The 17,312-nt window shown below is 65.3% G+C and carries 21 protein-coding genes and 1 tRNA gene; 16 read left to right on the top strand and 6 right to left on the bottom strand.

Annotated features, from left to right (window positions below; genetic code table 11):
- Positions 1-110 precede the first annotated feature (110 nt).
- From nrdR to QM467_RS15195, 3 genes are read left to right on the top strand one after another with little or no spacing between them, the layout of a single operon-like run.
- Positions 111-596 carry a transcriptional regulator NrdR gene (nrdR, locus tag QM467_RS15205; RefSeq protein ID WP_283367189.1) on the top strand — a complete coding sequence of 162 codons (486 nt, stop codon included), beginning with the start codon at positions 111-113 and terminating at the stop codon, positions 594-596.
- 1 nt (position 597) lies between these two features.
- A complete protein-coding gene (gene ribD / locus QM467_RS15200; RefSeq protein ID WP_283367188.1) occupies positions 598-1,701 on the top strand; it encodes a bifunctional diaminohydroxyphosphoribosylaminopyrimidine deaminase/5-amino-6-(5-phosphoribosylamino)uracil reductase RibD in 1,104 nt (367 codons plus the stop codon).
- Complete coding sequence (locus QM467_RS15195; RefSeq protein WP_283367187.1) at positions 1,702-2,322, top strand: riboflavin synthase; 621 nt, start codon at positions 1,702-1,704, stop codon at positions 2,320-2,322.
- Positions 2,323-2,369: 47 nt separating this feature from the next.
- Here the strand turns inward: QM467_RS15195 and QM467_RS15190 are convergent, their stop codons facing one another.
- Complete coding sequence (locus QM467_RS15190; RefSeq protein ID WP_283367186.1) at positions 2,370-2,864, bottom strand: YidB family protein; 495 nt, start codon at positions 2,862-2,864, stop codon at positions 2,370-2,372.
- Positions 2,865-3,060: 196 nt separating this feature from the next.
- Between QM467_RS15190 and QM467_RS15185 the strand changes: the two genes are divergently transcribed.
- From QM467_RS15185 to QM467_RS15165, 5 genes are all read left to right on the top strand, one after another.
- Positions 3,061-3,318: a GlsB/YeaQ/YmgE family stress response membrane protein gene (locus tag QM467_RS15185; RefSeq protein WP_283367185.1), complete on the top strand. Its 258-nt coding sequence runs from the start codon at positions 3,061-3,063 to the stop codon at positions 3,316-3,318.
- A 206-nt stretch (positions 3,319-3,524) separates the two neighbouring features.
- Positions 3,525-4,007 carry a 6,7-dimethyl-8-ribityllumazine synthase gene (gene ribH, locus QM467_RS15180; protein WP_283367184.1) on the top strand — a complete coding sequence of 161 codons (483 nt, stop codon included), beginning with the start codon at positions 3,525-3,527 and terminating at the stop codon, positions 4,005-4,007.
- Positions 4,007-4,462 (top strand): transcription antitermination factor NusB, encoded by a 456-nt coding sequence (nusB, locus tag QM467_RS15175; RefSeq protein ID WP_283367183.1) that lies wholly within the window; start codon positions 4,007-4,009, stop codon positions 4,460-4,462. The genes ribH and nusB overlap by 1 nt, the downstream gene beginning before the upstream one ends.
- 9 nt (positions 4,463-4,471) lie before the next feature.
- A complete protein-coding gene (gene thiL, locus QM467_RS15170) occupies positions 4,472-5,497 on the top strand; it encodes a thiamine-phosphate kinase (protein ID WP_446737785.1) in 1,026 nt (341 codons plus the stop codon).
- 280 nt (positions 5,498-5,777) lie between these two features.
- Positions 5,778-7,916 carry a sodium-translocating pyrophosphatase gene (locus tag QM467_RS15165; RefSeq protein ID WP_283367181.1) on the top strand — a complete coding sequence of 713 codons (2,139 nt, stop codon included), beginning with the start codon at positions 5,778-5,780 and terminating at the stop codon, positions 7,914-7,916.
- 123 nt (positions 7,917-8,039) lie between these two features.
- On the opposite strand, the gene QM467_RS15160 is transcribed toward QM467_RS15165, so the two are convergent.
- Positions 8,040-8,537, bottom strand: a complete 498-nt coding sequence (locus QM467_RS15160) for an outer membrane protein assembly factor BamE (RefSeq protein ID WP_283367180.1) — start codon at positions 8,535-8,537, stop codon at positions 8,040-8,042.
- A 195-nt stretch (positions 8,538-8,732) separates the two neighbouring features.
- On the opposite strand from QM467_RS15160, the gene QM467_RS15155 reads away from it, so the two are divergent.
- From QM467_RS15155 to QM467_RS15120, 8 genes are all read left to right on the top strand, one after another.
- The gene (locus QM467_RS15155) at positions 8,733-9,251 is read left to right on the top strand and encodes a ubiquinol-cytochrome C chaperone family protein (RefSeq protein WP_283367179.1); all 519 of its coding nucleotides are present in this window, start codon (positions 8,733-8,735) and stop codon (positions 9,249-9,251) included.
- Positions 9,252-9,313: 62 nt separating this feature from the next.
- A complete protein-coding gene (locus QM467_RS15150; RefSeq protein WP_283367178.1) occupies positions 9,314-9,889 on the top strand; it encodes a YceD family protein in 576 nt (191 codons plus the stop codon).
- A 103-nt stretch (positions 9,890-9,992) separates the two neighbouring features.
- Entirely contained in the window at positions 9,993-11,093 is a 1,101-nt protein-coding gene (gene plsX, locus QM467_RS15145) for a phosphate acyltransferase PlsX (RefSeq protein ID WP_283367177.1), read from the top strand.
- 34 nt (positions 11,094-11,127) lie between these two features.
- Positions 11,128-12,138 (top strand): beta-ketoacyl-ACP synthase III, encoded by a 1,011-nt coding sequence (locus QM467_RS15140; RefSeq protein WP_283367176.1) that lies wholly within the window; start codon positions 11,128-11,130, stop codon positions 12,136-12,138.
- A gap of 191 nt (positions 12,139-12,329) precedes the next feature.
- Complete coding sequence (locus tag QM467_RS15135; RefSeq protein ID WP_283367175.1) at positions 12,330-12,692, top strand: integration host factor subunit alpha; 363 nt, start codon at positions 12,330-12,332, stop codon at positions 12,690-12,692.
- 109 nt (positions 12,693-12,801) lie between these two features.
- Positions 12,802-13,323, top strand: a complete 522-nt coding sequence (locus QM467_RS15130) for a MerR family transcriptional regulator (protein ID WP_283367174.1) — start codon at positions 12,802-12,804, stop codon at positions 13,321-13,323.
- A gap of 70 nt (positions 13,324-13,393) precedes the next feature.
- Positions 13,394-13,471: transfer RNA gene (locus tag QM467_RS15125), tRNA-Pro, on the top strand.
- A 652-nt stretch (positions 13,472-14,123) separates the two neighbouring features.
- Positions 14,124-14,471, top strand: coding sequence for a DUF6665 family protein (locus tag QM467_RS15120; RefSeq protein WP_283367173.1), 348 nt, complete (start codon positions 14,124-14,126; stop codon positions 14,469-14,471).
- A gap of 180 nt (positions 14,472-14,651) precedes the next feature.
- Here the strand turns inward: QM467_RS15120 and QM467_RS15115 are convergent, their stop codons facing one another.
- The 4 genes from QM467_RS15115 to QM467_RS15100 form a co-directional block, all read right to left on the bottom strand.
- A complete protein-coding gene (locus QM467_RS15115; RefSeq protein ID WP_283367172.1) occupies positions 14,652-15,002 on the bottom strand; it encodes a 4a-hydroxytetrahydrobiopterin dehydratase in 351 nt (116 codons plus the stop codon).
- Positions 15,003-15,479: 477 nt separating this feature from the next.
- Complete coding sequence (locus tag QM467_RS15110) at positions 15,480-15,932, bottom strand: host attachment protein (protein WP_283367171.1); 453 nt, start codon at positions 15,930-15,932, stop codon at positions 15,480-15,482.
- A 187-nt stretch (positions 15,933-16,119) separates the two neighbouring features.
- Positions 16,120-16,941, bottom strand: coding sequence for an FTR1 family iron permease (locus QM467_RS15105; RefSeq protein WP_283367170.1), 822 nt, complete (start codon positions 16,939-16,941; stop codon positions 16,120-16,122).
- Between the two features lie 10 nt (positions 16,942-16,951).
- On the bottom strand, positions 16,952-17,284 hold the full coding sequence (locus QM467_RS15100; RefSeq protein ID WP_283367169.1) for a cupredoxin domain-containing protein: 333 nt from the start codon (positions 17,282-17,284) through the stop codon (positions 16,952-16,954).
- Positions 17,285-17,312 lie beyond the last annotated feature (28 nt).

Below are 17,312 nucleotides of genomic sequence, written 5' to 3'. Positions count from 1 at the left end.
CGCGCGCTTGTTCCGGCTTCCGCGAATCGGCAAAATGCCGCCTTCATGCGCTCCGCGGAATCGATTCGCGGCCCGGCGCCGTCCTTATGCGCCAGAAGGGGACCAATTCCATGCGCTGTCCCTATTGCGGCAGTCTCGACACCCAGGTGAAGGATTCGCGGCCGACCGACGATTCGGCCTCGATCCGCCGCCGCCGCGTCTGCCCGGATTGCGGCGGGCGTTTCACGACCTTCGAGCGCGTGCAATTGCGCGAACTGACCGTGGTCAAGAAATCCGGCCGCCGCGCGCCTTTCGACCGCGACAAGCTGGTGCGCTCGGTCCAGATCGCGCTGCGCAAGCGCCCGGTCGATCCGGAGCGCGTGGACCGCATGCTCAACGGGCTGGTGCGCCAGCTCGAAAACCAGGGCGAATCCGAAATCCCGTCCGAGACCATCGGCGAACTGGTGATGCAGGGGCTGAAAACACTCGATGAAGTCGCCTATGTGCGTTTCGCCTCGGTCTATCGCAATTTCCGCGAGGCCCGCGATTTCGGCCCGCTGCTCGACGAATTTTCCGAAGACGGCGCAGCGGCGCGCCGCAAGGAAGAGGACGCCTGATATGGCTCTCACGGGCCAGGACGAGCGATTTTTCCGTGCGGCTCTGGCGTTGGGCCGGCGCAATCTCGGCGCGGCGGCGCCCAATCCGGCGGTCGGCGCGCTCGTCGTCAGGGATGATGTGGTGGTCGGGCGCGGCTGGACCGCGATCGGCGGGCGCCCCCATGCCGAAACCCAGGCGCTGGCGCAGGCCGGCGACCTTGCGCGGGGCGCGACGCTTTATGTGACGCTGGAGCCGTGCGCCCATCATGGCAGGACGCCGCCCTGCGCGGAAGCCGTCGTCACGGCGGGAATCGCCCGCGTCGTCGGCGGCCTGACCGACCCCGACGACCGTGTCGCGGGCGAGGGTTACGGTCTGTTGCGTCGGGCGGGGATCGTGGTCGAGGCTGACATCCTGCCGGACCTGTGCCGGAGCGCCCATCGCGGCCACATCCTGCGCGTGGCCGAAGGCCGGCCGATGGTGACGCTGAAGATCGCCCAGACCGCCGACGGGCAGGCGGCGGGCGGAGCGCATGACCGCCGGCTGGCAATCACGGGGCCAGCCGCCAATTCGCGCACCCATGTGATGCGGGCGATGCATGAGGCGATCATGGTCGGAATCGGCACGGCGCTCGACGACGATCCGCTGATGACCGTGCGCCTTCCCGGCTGCGACCGGAAACCCCTGCGGGTCGTGGTCGACGCCCGGCTCGACCTGCCGCTGCGCTCGCGTCTCGTCGTCGGCGCGCGCGATTTCCCGACGCTCGTCCTGTGCGGGGCGGGGGCGGACCCGGCGCGGCGCGCGGCCTTGCAGGAGCAGGGCGTCGAGGTCGAGGCCTGCGCGCTGGACGACGCCCGGCTCGACCTGCGGGCAGCTTTGCAATTGCTGGCCGCGCGCGGGATCTCGCGGGTCTTTTCCGAAGGCGGGCCGCGCGTCGGGGCGGCGTTGATCGCCCAAGGCCTCGCCGACGAAATGGTGCTGTTCACCAGCCCGAAGCCGCTGGGACGCAAGGGCGTCGAGGCGCTCTCCGTCGAGGCGCGCGAAAAGCTCGCCGATCCGCACGCCTATCGCATTGTGGAACAGGGCTTGCTGGGCGCCGACAGTTTCATCCATTACGAGAGAAAATGAATGTTCACCGGCCTGATCACCGATGTCGGAACGCTTTTGTCCGTGGAGCCGCGCGGCGACCTCAGGCGGCTGAAAATCGCCTCGCATTATCCGCATGATGGCCTCGCGCTCGGCGCCTCGGTGGCCCATAACGGCGTATGCATGACTTTGGTCGGCTTCGGTCCGCGCAGCGAGCGCGATGGTTACGTCAGTTGGCACGAAGTGGACGCCGCCGCTGAAACGCTCGCCGTGACCACGGCGGGGTCGTGGACGCCGGGCGACAAGATCAATCTGGAGCGGGCGCTCAAGATCGGCGACGAACTGGGCGGCCATCTCGTCTCGGGCCATGTCGATGGCGTGGCGACGCTCGTCTCGCGGCGGGATTTCGACGAGATGGCGCATTTCGAGATCGAGGCGCCGAAGGAGCTGGCGAAATTCATCGCCGAAAAAGGCTCGGTCGCGCTCGACGGAACCTCGTTGACGGTCAACAAGGTGGACAAGACGCGCTTCACCATCCTGCTCATCCCGCACACGCTGGACGTCACCATCTGGGGCGGGCGCAAGGCGGGCGACCGGATCAATCTCGAAGTGGACACGATGGCCCGCTACGCCGCCCGGCTGGTCGAGGCGGCGGCGGAATAAGGCGAAAGAAGCAAAAAGGCCCGGCGAACCGGGCCTTTTCCAGGATTTTAGGCCTTCGGCAACTGGCCGCCGGGCGTCAGCTTGTCCACGATGGTGGGCAGCGCCTGAGCCAGCAGCTGGGACAATTGGGCGGGGTCAAGGCCGGCCTGCTGCGCGATTTCGGCGAGCTTGCCGTGGCCGATTACAGAATTGATCTGATCCGGCGTGATCGGATGGTTCTGTCCCGTGCCGACCCAGGAATCGGCCTGCTGGCCGAGGCCGGAATTGCGAAATTGTTCCAACAGAGAGCCGAGCCCGCCGGAGACCGCGGCTCCGCCCGCCGCGCCGGCCAGCAGGCCGCCGAGCTGGCCGAGCAGGCCGCCGCCGGACTCCTGCTGCTGTGGCGCAGGCTGCGGCGCGGACTGGGGAATTTGCGGGGGCGGCTCTTCCTTGCTTCCGCCGAACATGCGGCCGAGGATCAGCGCGCCGACCGCGATCAGCAACGGCTTGGCGAAATTGCCGCCGGGGACCGCTTCGTTAACGGCGTCGTCGAGAGAACTCATCATACCCTCCTCGTATGAGGCGCGCCGTCCCGTTTGACGGCGGGGCCAGTCTCGCTGCGCCGGAACATTCGCGCAAGTGACGAATTTCTCTTTTACAAGCGCCAAGTTTGCGCTCAACTGCGCGCTGATGGCTCTTGCTTGCCGCTACGGCGTCGCGCCGCCGCCGAATTGAACCTCCGAAATGGGAGACATGGTCATGGGTATCCTCAGCTGGATCATTTTCGGCCTCATCGCGGGCTATATCGGCAGCAAGCTGGTCAACAAGACCGGGCAGGGCATGCTGATGAACATCGTGCTCGGCATTTTCGGCGCGATCGTCGGCGGCTATCTCGCCACCCTGCTGGGCCTGGGCGGCGTCAGCGGCTTCAACCTTTACAGTCTCCTGATCGCCGTCGGCGGCGCGGTCGTTGTGCAGGTGATCTATCGCGCGCTGACCGGCAGCAGCAGGCTGTAAGCGTCCTTTTGGCCGCCAGGGCGTCCGGCGCGGCGACGCGCCGGGTCCCGTTTTTTCTTTCCTGAAAATCTTGCATCGAACGCTGGCGCGTCGGGGCTTTTTCCGCGCGCCGGCTTTCGCGCGCGAGCATTATATGTTGCGCGGGGGCGCCGCCCGTCCTATTCAACTCGCCTTTCCGGCAAGACAGTCAGACCACAGGAAGCCCCATGGCGGAGCCAAGCCGAGCGCCAGAATTGCAGACATCCGTCGCAGGCGCGCATTTTCTCATCGTCGAGGCGCGGTTTTACGATTCCATCGGCGAAATGCTGCTGGAAGGGGCGACCGCGGCATTCGCCGGGGCGCAGGCCCGCTGGACCGTCGCGCGCGCTCCGGGCGCGCTGGAAATTCCCGCCGCCGCCGCGATCCTGCTCGACGCCGCCGAACAGTCCGGGACGCCCTATGATGGAGTCGTCGCGCTGGGCTGCGTCATTCGCGGCGAAACCTATCATTTTGAGATTGTGGCCGGCGAAAGCGCCCGCGCCTTGATGGATTTTTCCGTCGCGCGCAAAATACCGCTCGGCAATGGCATTCTCACCACCGAAAACGAGGCTCAGGCCGTGGAGCGCGCCGACCGCGCGCGCCTCGACAAGGGCGGCGACGCGGCGCGCGCGGCTCTCGCCATGTATCGTTTGAAACAGGGGGCGCGCTGATGGCGGCCGAAAATCGTTCCGCCGCGCGCCTCGCGGCGGTCCAGGCGCTCTACCAGATGGAGCTCGGCGGCAAGGGACTCGCGGAGATCCTCGCCGAATTCGAGACCTGGTGGATCGGCCAGGAGGTCGACGGCGAGCAATACAAGCCGGCGGAAATCGCCTTTTTCCGCTCCATCGTTTCCGGCGTTGTCGAAAATCAGGTCCAGATCGACCGCGCCGTGGACAAGACGCTGACCGAAGGCTGGCCGCTGCGCCGGATCGAGGCTCTGATGCGCGCCATCTTGCGCGCCGGCGCCTTCGAGCTCTTGCGCCGCGCCGACATTCCCGCGCGGGTGGCGATCAAGGAATATGTCGATGTCGCGGGCGCCTTTTTCGCACGCGACGAAGCGGGCATGATCAACGCCGTGCTCGACGCGCTGGCGCGCAAGAGCCGCGCCGAGGAATTTTCGGCCTGACGCGAAGAGATGCCGCGCCGGGTCACGGGAGAGGCGCTCTTGAACGAAGCAGAACTGATCGCCCGCTATTTCGCGCCTCTGGCCGGGGCGGGCGGCCTTGGCCTGCGCGACGACGCGGCCCTGCTCGCGCCGCCGCCGGGCGCCGAGATCGTCGTCACCGCCGACGCCTTGATCGAGGGCGTCCATTTTTTTACGGCGGACCCGCCGGACCGCATCGCCGCCAAGGCGCTCGCGGTCAATCTCTCCGACCTCGCCGCCAAGGCCGCCGACCCGCTGGGCTTCCTGCTCACGCTCGCCCTGCCGCGCGACTGGACGCCAGACTGGCTGGAGTCGTTCGCCCTAGGTCTCGGGGAAGTTTCGCGCGAATTTCGTTGCCCTCTGCTTGGCGGCGACACAGTGTCGACGCCGGGGCCGCTGATGCTGTCGATTACGGCGCTGGGGGCGGTCACCGCCGGCAAGATGACGCCCCGCACGGGCGCGAAGCCTGGCGACGCGCTCTATGTGTCCGGAACCATCGGCGACGCCGCGCTCGGCCTCATCCTGCGGCAGGCGCAAATCGACGGCGCCCCGGCGCCGGATTGGGCCGCCGCGCTTTCGACATCGCAACAGGCGTGGCTGGTCACCCGCTATCTTGCGCCGCGCGCGCGCCTTCCGCTGGTGCTAGCCCTGCGCGCCTGCGCCAGCGCCGCGATGGACGTTTCCGACGGCCTTGTCGGCGATCTGCGCGCCATGATGCGCGCAAGCGGCGCGAGCGCGAAGATCGACCTGCGCAAGGCGCCGCAGTCGGAGGCCGTCATGGCTGCCTTGCGAGCCGATTCGCGCCTGTTTGAGCGGATTTTCTGCGGCGGCGACGATTATGAAGTGCTCTGCGCCGTCCCGACTGGGGCGGCGGCGCGTTTCGAGGCCCTCGCAGCGTCGGCGGGGGTTCCCGTCACGACGATCGGGACGGTCGGCCCGGCTCTGACGGGCGATATTTTCATCGGGCCCGACGGCGAGCCCGTGATGTTCCGCCAGGAGCGGTTCAGCCATTTTTAGCTTTGCGACGCGTCCATCCTGCTGACGCCGGCTTCCATTTTTCAGGTCCGAGCGTCAGCTTTTTTGGGATGCGCGTCAGTTTTTTTGGGAAGAGCGTCGGCTTTTTTGGGACTAGCGTCGGCTTTTTGGGGACTAGCGTCGGCTTGGCCGCCATTGCGGGTCCCGCGCCTTTGTGGAAGATTGCCCCCTATAAGAACGGATTGATCCTGAACAATGCCGGCGACCCACGCTTGACGGCAGTCTCAGACATAAGGAATCCAAAAATGAAGGGGCGGAATTAATGGCTATTTGGCTCATCATCCTGGGCGGACTACTGTCCGTCGCCTATGGAATCGTCACCATCCAGAAAGTTATGGCGGCGGACGCCGGTTCGGCGCGGATGCAGGAAATTTCAGCTGCGATCGCGGAAGGCGCGCAGGCCTATCTTTATCGGCAATACATCACAATCGGCGTCGTCGGCGCGGCGATTTTCGTCCTGCTGATCTTTCTGCTCGGCATTAAGACGGGCATCGGCTTCCTGATCGGCGCGGTTCTTTCGGGCGCGGCCGGCTTCATCGGCATGAATGTCTCGGTCCGCGCCAATGTCCGCACCGCCCAGGCAGCGACCAAGTCGCTCGCTGGCGGCCTCGATATCGCCTTCAAGGCGGGCGCGGTCACCGGCCTGCTGGTCGCCGGCCTGGCGCTGCTCGGCGTGTCGGTCTATTTCTGGGTCCTGACCGGCCCGATGGGCCTTTCCGTCGATAATCGCGAAGTCATCGATTCGCTGGTGGCGCTGGGCTTCGGCGCCTCGCTGATCTCGATTTTCGCTCGTCTTGGCGGCGGCATTTTCACCAAGGGCGCGGACGTCGGCGCCGACCTCGTCGGCAAGGTCGAGGCGGGCATTCCCGAGGATGACCCGCGCAATCCGGCGACCATCGCGGACAATGTCGGCGACAATGTCGGCGACTGCGCGGGCATGGCGGCCGATCTGTTCGAAACCTATGCCGTGACCGTGGTCGCGACGATGGTGCTGGCCGCGATCTTCTTCAAGGCCTCGGCGGCGCTCGGCGCCACCATGCTCTATCCGCTGGCGATCTGCGCGGCCTGCATCGTCACCTCGATCGCGGGCACGACCTTCGTCAAGCTCGGCGCCAATAACTCCATCATGGGCGCTCTCTACAAGGGCCTGATCGCAACGGGCCTCCTGTCGATCGTTGGCCTTGCCGTGGCCACCCACTTCCTGGTCGGCTGGGGCTCCATCGGCGTCGTCGCGGGACAAGCCGTGACCGGCGCCAATCTCTTCGTCTGCGGCCTCGTCGGCCTCGCGGTGACGGGGGCCATCGTCTATATCACTGAATATTATACCGCCACGGGCAAGCGTCCGGTGGTGTCCATCGCCCAGGCCTCGGTCACCGGCCATGGCACGAACGTCATCCAGGGCCTCGCGATTTCGCTGGAATCGACGGCTCTGCCGGCGCTCGTGATCGTGGCGGGCATCATTTCCACCTACCAGCTCGCCGGTCTGTTCGGCACGGCGATCGCGGTCACCACCATGCTCGGCCTCGCCGGCATGATCGTGGCGCTCGACGCCTTCGGCCCGGTCACCGACAACGCCGGCGGCATCGCCGAAATGGCAGGCCTGCCCAAGGAAGTGCGCCAGTCCACCGACGCGCTCGACGCGGTCGGCAACACCACCAAGGCCGTGACCAAGGGCTACGCCATCGGCTCGGCCGGCCTTGGCGCGCTGGTGCTGTTTGCGGCCTATACCAACGATCTGCGCTCGTTCATCGATCAGGGCCTGCCTTATTTCAAGGATGTCGGGCAGGTCAATTTCGACCTGTCCAACCCCTATGTCGTAGCGGGCCTGATTTTCGGCGGCCTCATCCCCTATCTGTTTGGCGGCATCGCCATGACGGCGGTGGGCCGCGCGGCGGGCTCGGTGGTCGAGGAAGTGCGCCGGCAGTTCCGCGAAATGCCCGGCATCATGGAAGGCACGACCCGGCCCGATTACGGCCGCGCCGTGGACATGCTGACCAAGGCCGCGATTCGGGAAATGATCATTCCCTCGCTGCTGCCGGTGCTGGCGCCGCTGGTGGTCTATTTCGGCGTGCTGCTGATTTCGGGCAGCAAGGCCTCGGCCTTTGCGGCGCTCGGCGCCTCGCTGCTCGGCGTGATCGTTAATGGCCTGTTCGTCGCCATTTCGATGACCTCGGGCGGCGGCGCCTGGGATAACGCCAAGAAGAGCTTCGAGGACGGCTTCATCGACAAGGACGGCGTGAAGCACTTCAAGGGCAGCGAGGCGCACAAGGCCTCGGTGACGGGCGACACCGTCGGCGACCCCTACAAGGACACTGCCGGGCCGGCCGTGAACCCGGCGATCAAGATCACCAATATCGTCGCGCTGCTGCTGCTCGCCATCCTGGCGCACCAGGGGCTCTGACGGCAAAGCCAGACTCCGGCCGGGGATCCCGGCCGGCAAGCGCTTCGATAACCAGCGCCCTGAAAAACAAAAACCCGCGGAGGCGATCCGCGGGTTTTTTCGTTTTGAATGAGTGTGTTGGGGTCAGAACTTGTACTGGAACTTGCCCATCTGGCTGAGCAGGGTCTGCAACAGTCGGCTTTCCCCGCCGGCAGTGACGGTCTGGCGCGTAGTGAAATCGACCACCTTGCCGTCCTGCAGAGCGTAATTGCCGGTCCGGGTCACCTTCTTGTTGGCGTCGAAATAGACCGCGAAAACGCGTTGGTCCGTCACGCGGGAGGGCATGGCCGGCATCATGCGCTCGACCCGCTGGCTGATGTAATACCAGGCTTCGCCGCCGACGGTGGAGGTGGTGGAGGGCGTGCCGAGCATGATCAGCACCTGTTCCGCCGGCATGCCGGGGCGCACCTGGGCGATGGTCTGATCGTCGAAGACATAGCCGCGATGAACGACGTTTTCGTCAAGCGTGGAGCAGCCCGAGAGCGGCGCCAGCGCAAGCGCGGCCGCGAGTGCGAAAGCGCCGCGGGCGAATGCCTGGCGCGTGTCGTTCGTCGCCTTGCGCCGCTGGATTGTCGCTCGCATTCAGAATCTCCGCTCTTTCCGCAAGTTTGCCCTTGCATCCCGTCGCGCTCACGCCTAACCCCGGGGGAAGGCAAAAGCAAGGCCAAGAGTTACAACAAGTGTTGCTTCAAGTCTTGTACAAGGGCTTGGTTGAAGTCTTGTATCCGGTCCCCGCCGCGCTTCGCGCCGGCGGAGGCTGGCGGAGGGTCGAACTCTATGATTTTCGGTCTTTTCCGTCCGAAACCGCTGGAAGATCAGATCGCGCGCCTGCACGAGGCGGTGGTGGCGCAGTCCCGACTCCCGGCGTTTTTTCTGCCGCCCTATGGCGTGGCGGACACGTTCGAAGGCCGCTTCGAGATCCTCACGCTCAACGCCGGGCTGATTCTGCGGCGACTTAGCCTGCTGCCCGATCCGGCGCCGGGGCTGTCGCAGGACCTTTCCAACGCCATCTTCTCCCATTTCGACGACGCCTTGAGGGAAGTCGGCATTTCCGACGCCGGGGTGCCGAAAAAGATGAAGAAGCTCGCCGGCGCCTTCATGGGGCGCGGCAACGCCTATTTCGAAGCGCTCGCGCAGGGCGAAGCGGCGCTTGCCGCCGCGCTGGCGCGCAATGTCCTCGGCGGCGAGGGCGACGGCAAGGCCCTGGCGGGCTATTTCCTGCGCGCCAAGGCCGCGCTCGACCAGGCGCCGCTGGACGTTTTTCTGCGCGGGGAAGCTCCTTTTCCCGAGCCCTGACGCGTTTTGGCCTCAAATCCGTGCGAGGCGAACGCCCAAAGTCAAGCTATTCGGTGACCAATATGATGCAGACCCATGATCCGGAAGGCGCGCTGCCCTTCTCACGCCCCCTGGTCGTCGCTTCTGTCGGCGATAACGGCCTGCGCCTCAATCTCGAGGCGAGCGCGGAGGAATGCGCCGCCCTCGCCGAGCTTGACGGCCTCGACGCCATCCGCAAACTGGCGGTGGAGGCCGATGTGATCCGGCGCGGCCGCGACCGCCTGCTCGTCAGGGGCCGGGTGAAGGCCATCGTCGCGCAAATCTGCGTTGTGACGCTCGAGCCGTTCGACACGGCGGTCGACGAGCCTTTCGAGGTCGAATTCGCCCCGCAATCCGAGGCCGAGGAGGCTTACGCCAAGGCCATGGCCGATATCGAGGCCGCACGCGACAAGGCGGCGGCTCTGGCCGAACAGCCCGACCCGCCGGACCCGATCATCGACGGCAAGGTCGATATCGGCGCCCTCGCGGCCGAATTCCTGGCGCTTGGCCTCGATCCCTATCCCCGCAAGCCCGGCGTGGAATTCGGGTCGCTCACCGAGGACGCCGGCGAACCCCTTCCCAAGCCCTTCGCGGCTTTAGCCAAACTCAAAAAAGACTGATAAACGCAAGCGGCGGTCGCTACGTGGGGCTTGCCAAGCGCCGCGCAAAAGCTATTGTCCCGCGCTCCTGTAGGAGCCGGTCGATATCGGAGTCTGGAGAGGAATGGAAAAGCCTGTGCGGATCGCGCTGGACGCCATGGGCGGGGATTTTGGTCCCTCCGTCGTCGTTCCGGGCGCGGCCATATTCCTGGAGCGTTATCCCGACGTCGAGTTCCTGATGTTTGGCGACCAGGAGAAGATCGCGCCTTTGCTGCAGGCGCTGCCGCAGCTCGCGGCGGTGACGAGCGTGCGCCACACCAGCGTCGCGGTCGGCATGGCCGACAAGCCGAGCCAGGCCCTGCGCGCCGGCCGGCGCAATTCCTCCATGTGGAAGGCGATCGAGGCTGTGCGCAATGGCGACGCCGATTGCGCGATCTCGTCGGGCAATACCGGCGCGCTCATGGCGATGTCCAAGATCTGCCTGCGGACCATGGCGCAGATCGACCGTCCCGCGCTCGCGGCGCTGTGGCCGACGCTGCGCGGCCGCTCGATCGTACTCGACGTCGGCGCGACCATCGGCGCGGACGCGCAGCATTACGTCGATCTCGCCATCATGGGCGCGGCCATGGCGCGCAGCCTGTTCGAGCTTGAACGCCCGACCGTCGGCCTGCTCAATGTCGGCGTCGAGGAGGTCAAGGGCATCGAGGAGGTCAAGGCGGCTTCTCGCTTGCTCCAGGCGATCGACTCGCCTCTGCTCGATTATCGCGGCTTCGTCGAAGGCGACGATATCGGGCGGGGCGCGGTGGACGTGGTGGTGACCGAGGGCTTCAGCGGCAACATTGCGCTCAAGACGGCCGAGGGCACGGTCAAGCAGATCCGCTCCTATCTCAAGCAATCGCTGAACCGGAGCTGGCTCACCCGGCTCGGCGCGCTGCTGGCGCGCGGCGCTTTTGAAGATCTCAAGGCCCGGCTGTCGCCGCGCGAAACCACCGGCGCCGTCTTCCTCGGCCTCGACGGCGTGGTTATCAAGGGACATGGCGGGCTCGACGCCGACGGCTTCTCAGGCGCCATCGAGCTGGGCAGCAACATGGTCCGCCACGGCCTGCTCGACAAGATCCGCGACATGATGGTGCTCGCCAACGAACATGCGGCGGCGCTCGAAGGCGCCCCGCCGATCCTTCAGGATGAAGATCGGCTCGAAGCTCCAAAGCCCGATCCGGCTTGATAATAACCACCGAAAACGCCAGGCGACGGGACAAGTGACGGGACACGTGACGGGACAAACGCAAGAAAACAAGCGCCTGCGCTCGGTAGTTAAAGGCGTGGGCTCCGCTTTGCCGCGCCGTTGCGTGACGAATCGCGAGCTGGAGAAGGAGGTCGAGACCTCCGACGAATGGATCGTCCAGCGCACCGGAATCACGCAGCGCTATATCGCGGGCGAGGGGGAAACCACCTCGACCCTCGGCGCGGCGGCGGCGCGCGCGGCTCTGGCCAAGGCGAACCTGGCGCCCGAGGATATCGACCTCATCATTTGCGCCACTTCGACGCCGGACTATACCTTTCCTTCCGTCGCGACCATGATCCAGGCCGAGCTTGGCGTCACCGGCGGCGTCGCCTTCGATCTGCAGGCGGTTTGCGCCGGCTTCGTCTTCGCGGTGGCGACCGCGGACAAGTTCCTGACCTCCGGCTCGCACAAGCGCGCGCTCGTGATCGGCGCCGAGACCTTTTCGCGCATCATGGACTGGAGCGACCGCACCACCTGCGTGCTGTTCGGCGACGGCGCCGGCGCCCTGGTGCTCGAGGCGCAGGAGGGAACGGGCGCCAACGCCGACCGCGGCGTCCTGACCAGCCATTTGCGGTCGGACGGCCGCCATCGCGCGAAGCTCTATGTCGACGGCGGACCCTCGACGACCGGAACGGCCGGCCATCTCCGCATGGAGGGCAAGGAAGTCTTCCGCTTCGCGGTGGGCCACGTGACCGACGTGATGACCGATTCTTTTGCGGCTACCGGGCTGACGGCGGACGATCTCGACTGGTTCGTGCCGCATCAGGCCAATCAGCGCATCATCGACGCCTCGGCGCAGAAGCTGCATATCGCGCCGCACAAGGTGGTCAAAACCGTGCAATCGCATGGCAACACCTCGGCGGCCTCGATTCCGCTGGCGCTCGCGGTCGCTTGCGAGGACGGACGAATCAAGCCCGGCGACCTCGTAATGATCGAGGCGATCGGCGGCGGCTTCGCCTGGGGGGCGGCCCTGATCCGCTGGTGAGGCTTTGCCCCTGCCTGATCTAGATCAAAAATAGGGTCGCTGGCGGCGTCTGCGCCCCGATCTCGGCGGCAAAGGCTTTGTTTTTACTCGGAATCCTCCATTTTTAGCGTATAGTGCCAGTTTGGGAGCCGGGCTTGAACCTGGCCCTGTGGGAATTTGCGAAGACGAATTCTTTTTGGGAGACCCATTCCATGACCACGGACACCTTGATCCCGAAAACGAACGAACCCGCAGTCGCGGCCGCGCATAGCGAGAGCGCGGAACATCGGCGGACGCTGACCCGCTCCGATCTCGCGGAGGCCGTCTTCCGGCGCATCGGATTGTCGCGGCTCGAATCGGCGCAGCTGGTTGAAACGGTGATCGACGAGATCAGCGACGCCATTCTGCGCGGCGAGAACGTGAAGCTGTCGAGCTTCGGCACATTCCTCCAGCGCTCCAAGCGGGAACGCATTGGCCGCAACCCGAAGACTGGCGTCGAAGCGACGATTTCCCCGCGCAAGGTGCTGGTCTTCAAGGCGTCGCACATCATGCGCGAGCGCATCAACAACGGCTGAATAGCGCCGGGCGATCATTTTTCTGGACAAGTCCCCGGTTTGGCCGAAAATCTCCATTGCGCCGTCGCGGGGATTCGCGGCGCGACGGAATGTCCCGCCGGAGCGCTTGATGGACAAGACCCAGGACGCATTTCGCACGATTGGAGAAGTCGCCGAGGCGCTGGATCTTCCCCAGCATGTCCTGCGATTCTGGGAAACAAAGTTCAGCCAGATCCGCCCGGTGAAGCGCGTCGGCGGACGGCGCTATTACCGCCCTGAGGACATCCAGCTTGTCGGCGCGATTCGCGTGCTGCTCTATAGCGAGGGCTATACGATTCGCGGCGTGCAGCGCATCCTGAAGGAACAGGGCGCGCGCGCGGTGGTCGCGGCGTCGCGCGCCAAGGGGGCGGCGCCGGCGGACGCCGAACGAGCGCTCGCCAAATTCGATCCGACGCAGGCGGGCCCGGGCGCCGAGTTCCTGACCGAACTGGACATGGATCGCGCCTCAGAGCCGGACGAATCGGTCCGCGCATCGGGCGATGGATCTCCAGGCGCCACGCGCCTTTCCGCCCAGGATCGTCATCGGATGGAAGCCATTCTGGCGGAACTCGCCGAAGGCGCGCGAATTCTCGAAGAAGCCCGGGGACGCTGACCCGGTTTTGCGACGTTTTTTTCGCTGCGGCGTTGCCAGCCTGACAAGCCTTGTCTATAAGGCGGGCAGTCGGAGTGTAGCGCAGTCCGGTTAGCGCACTAGTCTGGGGGACTAGGGGTCGTGGGTTCGAATCCCGCCACTCCGACCATTTAATCAAGGGCTTAGAGCCTTGCTGCTTCCGGTAGACCTAATTTCGGAAGCATATCGGAAGCGAGGGCGCCCGAATCGCCTTCGCCGCTCCGCCAGCACCCTGCCGACCTGACACGCTTCCACCTTAAAACCCGAGCAACGTCTCACCCACGCCCGATCAAGTGCGGCAGGGCGTCACAGTGCAATGGTCGCGGGCTTGCCTCGGTTGCGCTCCCCGCACCTTGGACAGCGCCGACGCCGACGCCAAGGGCTTTCGCTCTGGCCTGCCAGACGGTGCGCGCGTGCGATGGTGTGAGTGTGGTTCGGTTGGTGAGGCGCGCAGCGCAGACCCTTCACGGTTCCAGTTGCCGTGGTGCGATGGCATGGCAAGGGCGACTGAGCTGCTGCCGGTTTCGTGGACATCGAGATAAGGTGTTCGACGAAGCCGAGAGCAGATCAGGTCCTCGACTGGTTCGACGAGCGGTTTGCATTGGCCGATGGCCTTGCGAAGTTGATTGCGTCGACCGCATTGCCCGCGCTGAAAAGTTGCGAGCGGACGCCCACGCGGCCTTCCGCTTGCCGCCGGAAGTGACCCAGCAAGGCGCCCTCGGAAGGCGCCGCAGCGGAGCGCATCGTTGCGCAGGCGACCGATGTGGAGCTATACGTGACGGATGTCCCGCGATTTTCGCCTTGATCGCGCTCCCATTGACGTTCTCAACTATGAGATCGCTCAGGAGAAGGCTTTTGCGCTCGGGCGGATGGGACGAGCGCTGGAAGAGGCGCTCGCCAAGCTGCGAGAGTTCGACGCCGCTCACCCGCGCTCGGGCGCGCCGGCGTCAAAACAGGCGCGGCGCATCCTGGTGACGGAGGCCGGCCAAGCCCTCTGGATGTTCGTGGTGCAACGAGAGGCGTGTGGCCTGCGCGACAGCCGTGCAATCATGTGCGACTATGACGTGCCGGGCGAGGTGCAGCAGTGCATGGGAGCGGTCCCCGCCCCATCGATGCGGGACACAACATGACGTACTGAGTTTCACGACCCTTCGAGGTTCGAGTTGGCTCAAAAGCCAGGCAAGCTCCGACGTTTGCTATTTGTGATAGAACTTGGCTTTAGCGCGCCCGCGTCTGACAGCGCCCGCGCGATGACCTGGGCGAGCGTTTGGGCATCCGCTTTCAACGGGCGATTGAGGCGCGGCGTGGCCTCACGCGGCTGAGCTTTGCGCAAACAGGCGATCGATCTTTGCCGCCATGATGAAGTCGTTCTCATGCAGGCCCTTGATCTTCTTGGTCTGGAGAAACACAGTCGCGTAGCCCCAGCCAAAGTGGATGTCCGGATGATGGCCTTCGGCTTCGGCGAGTGCGCCGATGGCGTCAACGAAAGCAAGCGCTGTCCGGAAATTGGTGAAATGAAAGCTGCGTTCGATCCGGCGCGCGTCCTGGTCCAGCCGCCAGTCACGCGCCTCCGCGTGGAAATGTTCGGCTTCCTCCCGCGTCAGCGGCGGCGCGCCTCCGCGGCAGGGCGTGCATGATTTTTCTTGAAGGGATTCGTTCATCTGCCCTGTTCCCCGAATGATCGGGCGGGTCGTGTGCGCCGCCGCTCGCATTTCGGAAACGCTCGGACGCGGCGTCGCGTTCCAGAAATCAGCTGGAAGAACGGAGAAACCGGATCTGCGCCCTTATCGAAGGTCGGATAAGGCTGTTAACCCTCTGGTTATTCTTTTCGTCTGAACTATATCCTTTGCTGGCTCACGGCGACCTGGGGAGGGAACCATGGAGTTATGGCGTAAGATTTTGCGCGCGGTCCTGTATGACGACGGCGCGCCAGGCCTTTATTCCGGGCTGCTGCCGAATGCGTCGGGCGAGAATTTTTCCGGCCGGCGCGTTGAATACGGCGCCGATGCGGGGAAAACAAATGCGGCTGCGTCACGATCGGGCAAAGTCCGTTCGTAATGGCCGGGCGGTGACTTCGCCGCGCGCATGAAAAATGCGCCGCCCGGAGGGCGGCGCATACACGGTCAGCCGACCAAAAATCAGCCGAGGATATGTTTTTCGATCTCCCAGACGGGGATCTTGGTGAAATCCTTGTCGATCTCGGCGATCACCTTGCTCTTGACGTCAGCGTGGAGAGTGCGCCGCAAGTCGGCGAGCGTCCTGGCGGGCGCTGCGATCACCAGAACCCGGGTTCCGCGTTCGCGCACGAGAACTTCGAGCGCTTCGGCGGCGCGCTGGGCGAAACGATGCTCTTCAATTTCATGCCAGTCGGTCATTTCGACAGAACTGCGCGCGCCCAATCCAGCGCTTGTATAAGCGCGACCGGGGCGGTCGCTGCCTTGCTCGTGCGTCGGCGGATTTTCCTCTCCGTTCAACACGCGCTCCGTGACCAGATTGGCGAATTTCTCATCCCCCTCATTGCGCAGGAATAGCGCCTTGCGACCGTCGCCGACGAAGACGAATGCGTCATGTGGAAGGGCGATTTTGCTCACGATACTGCTCCCGACTTTCGGGTGGACCGCCGCTTTTGGCGCGGCTTGCCGGAGGCGGGGCGGTTGTTGCACCCCGGGGCCAGCGCTCGGGCCGGCGCCTTTGGTTTCCTCCGCCATGTTTGAACATAGGCGACGCCGGGCCTCGCCGCCATGATGCGCGTCAATTTAAATGCGGTTTCGCGGGGTTTCAGGCGGCGGCGGGCCGGCGCGCGGGCGCGGCAAGGCGGGTGGCGATGAAAATGCCGGCAAGCGCCAGGAAATAGACAAGCGCCTGCGCGCCCGAGGGCTGATCCACATAGCCGAACAGAACATGGGCGATGCGGCCGGCGATGGAATCGTCGGGCAGGATCGCCGACGTGTCCCATAGCGTGCCAGAGAGAGCGGTGACGAGGCCCGCCTGCTGGAGGAACACCACGCATTGCGACGCCATGCCGGCGGCGAGGAAGGTGATGAGCGCGGTGGTCACGGTGAAAAGATAGCGGGCCGGTATTGCGACGAGGCCATAGAACATCAACAGGGACAGCGCGCCGCCGAGCGCGAGCCCGATCAGGCCGCCGAGCAGCAACTGGCCGAATCCGGCCGTTCCCGAAGCCGCGATCCCGTAGAGAAACAGCACGACCTCCGAGCCTTCGCGCAGGACCGCGACGGCGACGACCACGGCCAAAGCCGTCATGCTCTGCGAGCCTTCCGCGACCGCGACGCCGACACTGCGCAGGTTGGCGGCCATTTCGCGGCCGTGGCTCGCCATCCAGATGTTGTGCCAAGCGAGCATGACGACCGCGAGGGCGAGGATGCCGGCGTTGAACAATTCCTGCCCCGCGCCCGAAAAGGCGTCGGCGAGCGCGCCGGCGAAAACCGCGACCATCGCGGCGCCGAGCAGGCCAGCGGCCAATCCGCCGCCGACATAGGCGCCGCGGCCCGGCACGCCGCGCGTGACCGCAAGCACGATGCCGACGATCAGGCCGGCCTCGATGACTTCACGAAAGACAATGATCAGCGCGCCCAGCATTTCCTGATTCCTATTCGACGACGAGTTCGCCTTCGGTCGTGGCCTGATGGAAATCGTCGAAGAAGCGATAGCGGCCGGCGTTGAGCGGACGGATCTGCATCGAGACTTCGCCGCCGGGCGCGATGATCTTTTCGACGCGCAAGCTCTTGCTCTCGAATTCGGCGGCGGTCGAGTCCAGGTTTTTCACAACGATGGTGAAGGCCTGGTTGGCCGGGGCGCGCGCTTCGGCAGGCGAGAACTTATGGTCCTTGATCGTCAGGCGCACGCTTGCCTGCTGCGCCAGTGCGGGCGCGGCGAACAGCAGCGCGAGGGCGATAAGGGCGGAATTGCGTGCAGCTTTCATTTTCTTCTCCCAGTGATAGGCGGGCCAA

Origin of the sequence: Rhodoblastus sp. 17X3 (assembly GCF_030056575.1) — a bacterium.
Classification (GTDB): Bacteria; Pseudomonadota; Alphaproteobacteria; order Rhizobiales; family Beijerinckiaceae; genus Rhodoblastus.
The sequence above is the reverse complement of the archived record's forward strand: the minus strand, read 5'-3'. Positions and strand labels throughout refer to the sequence as shown.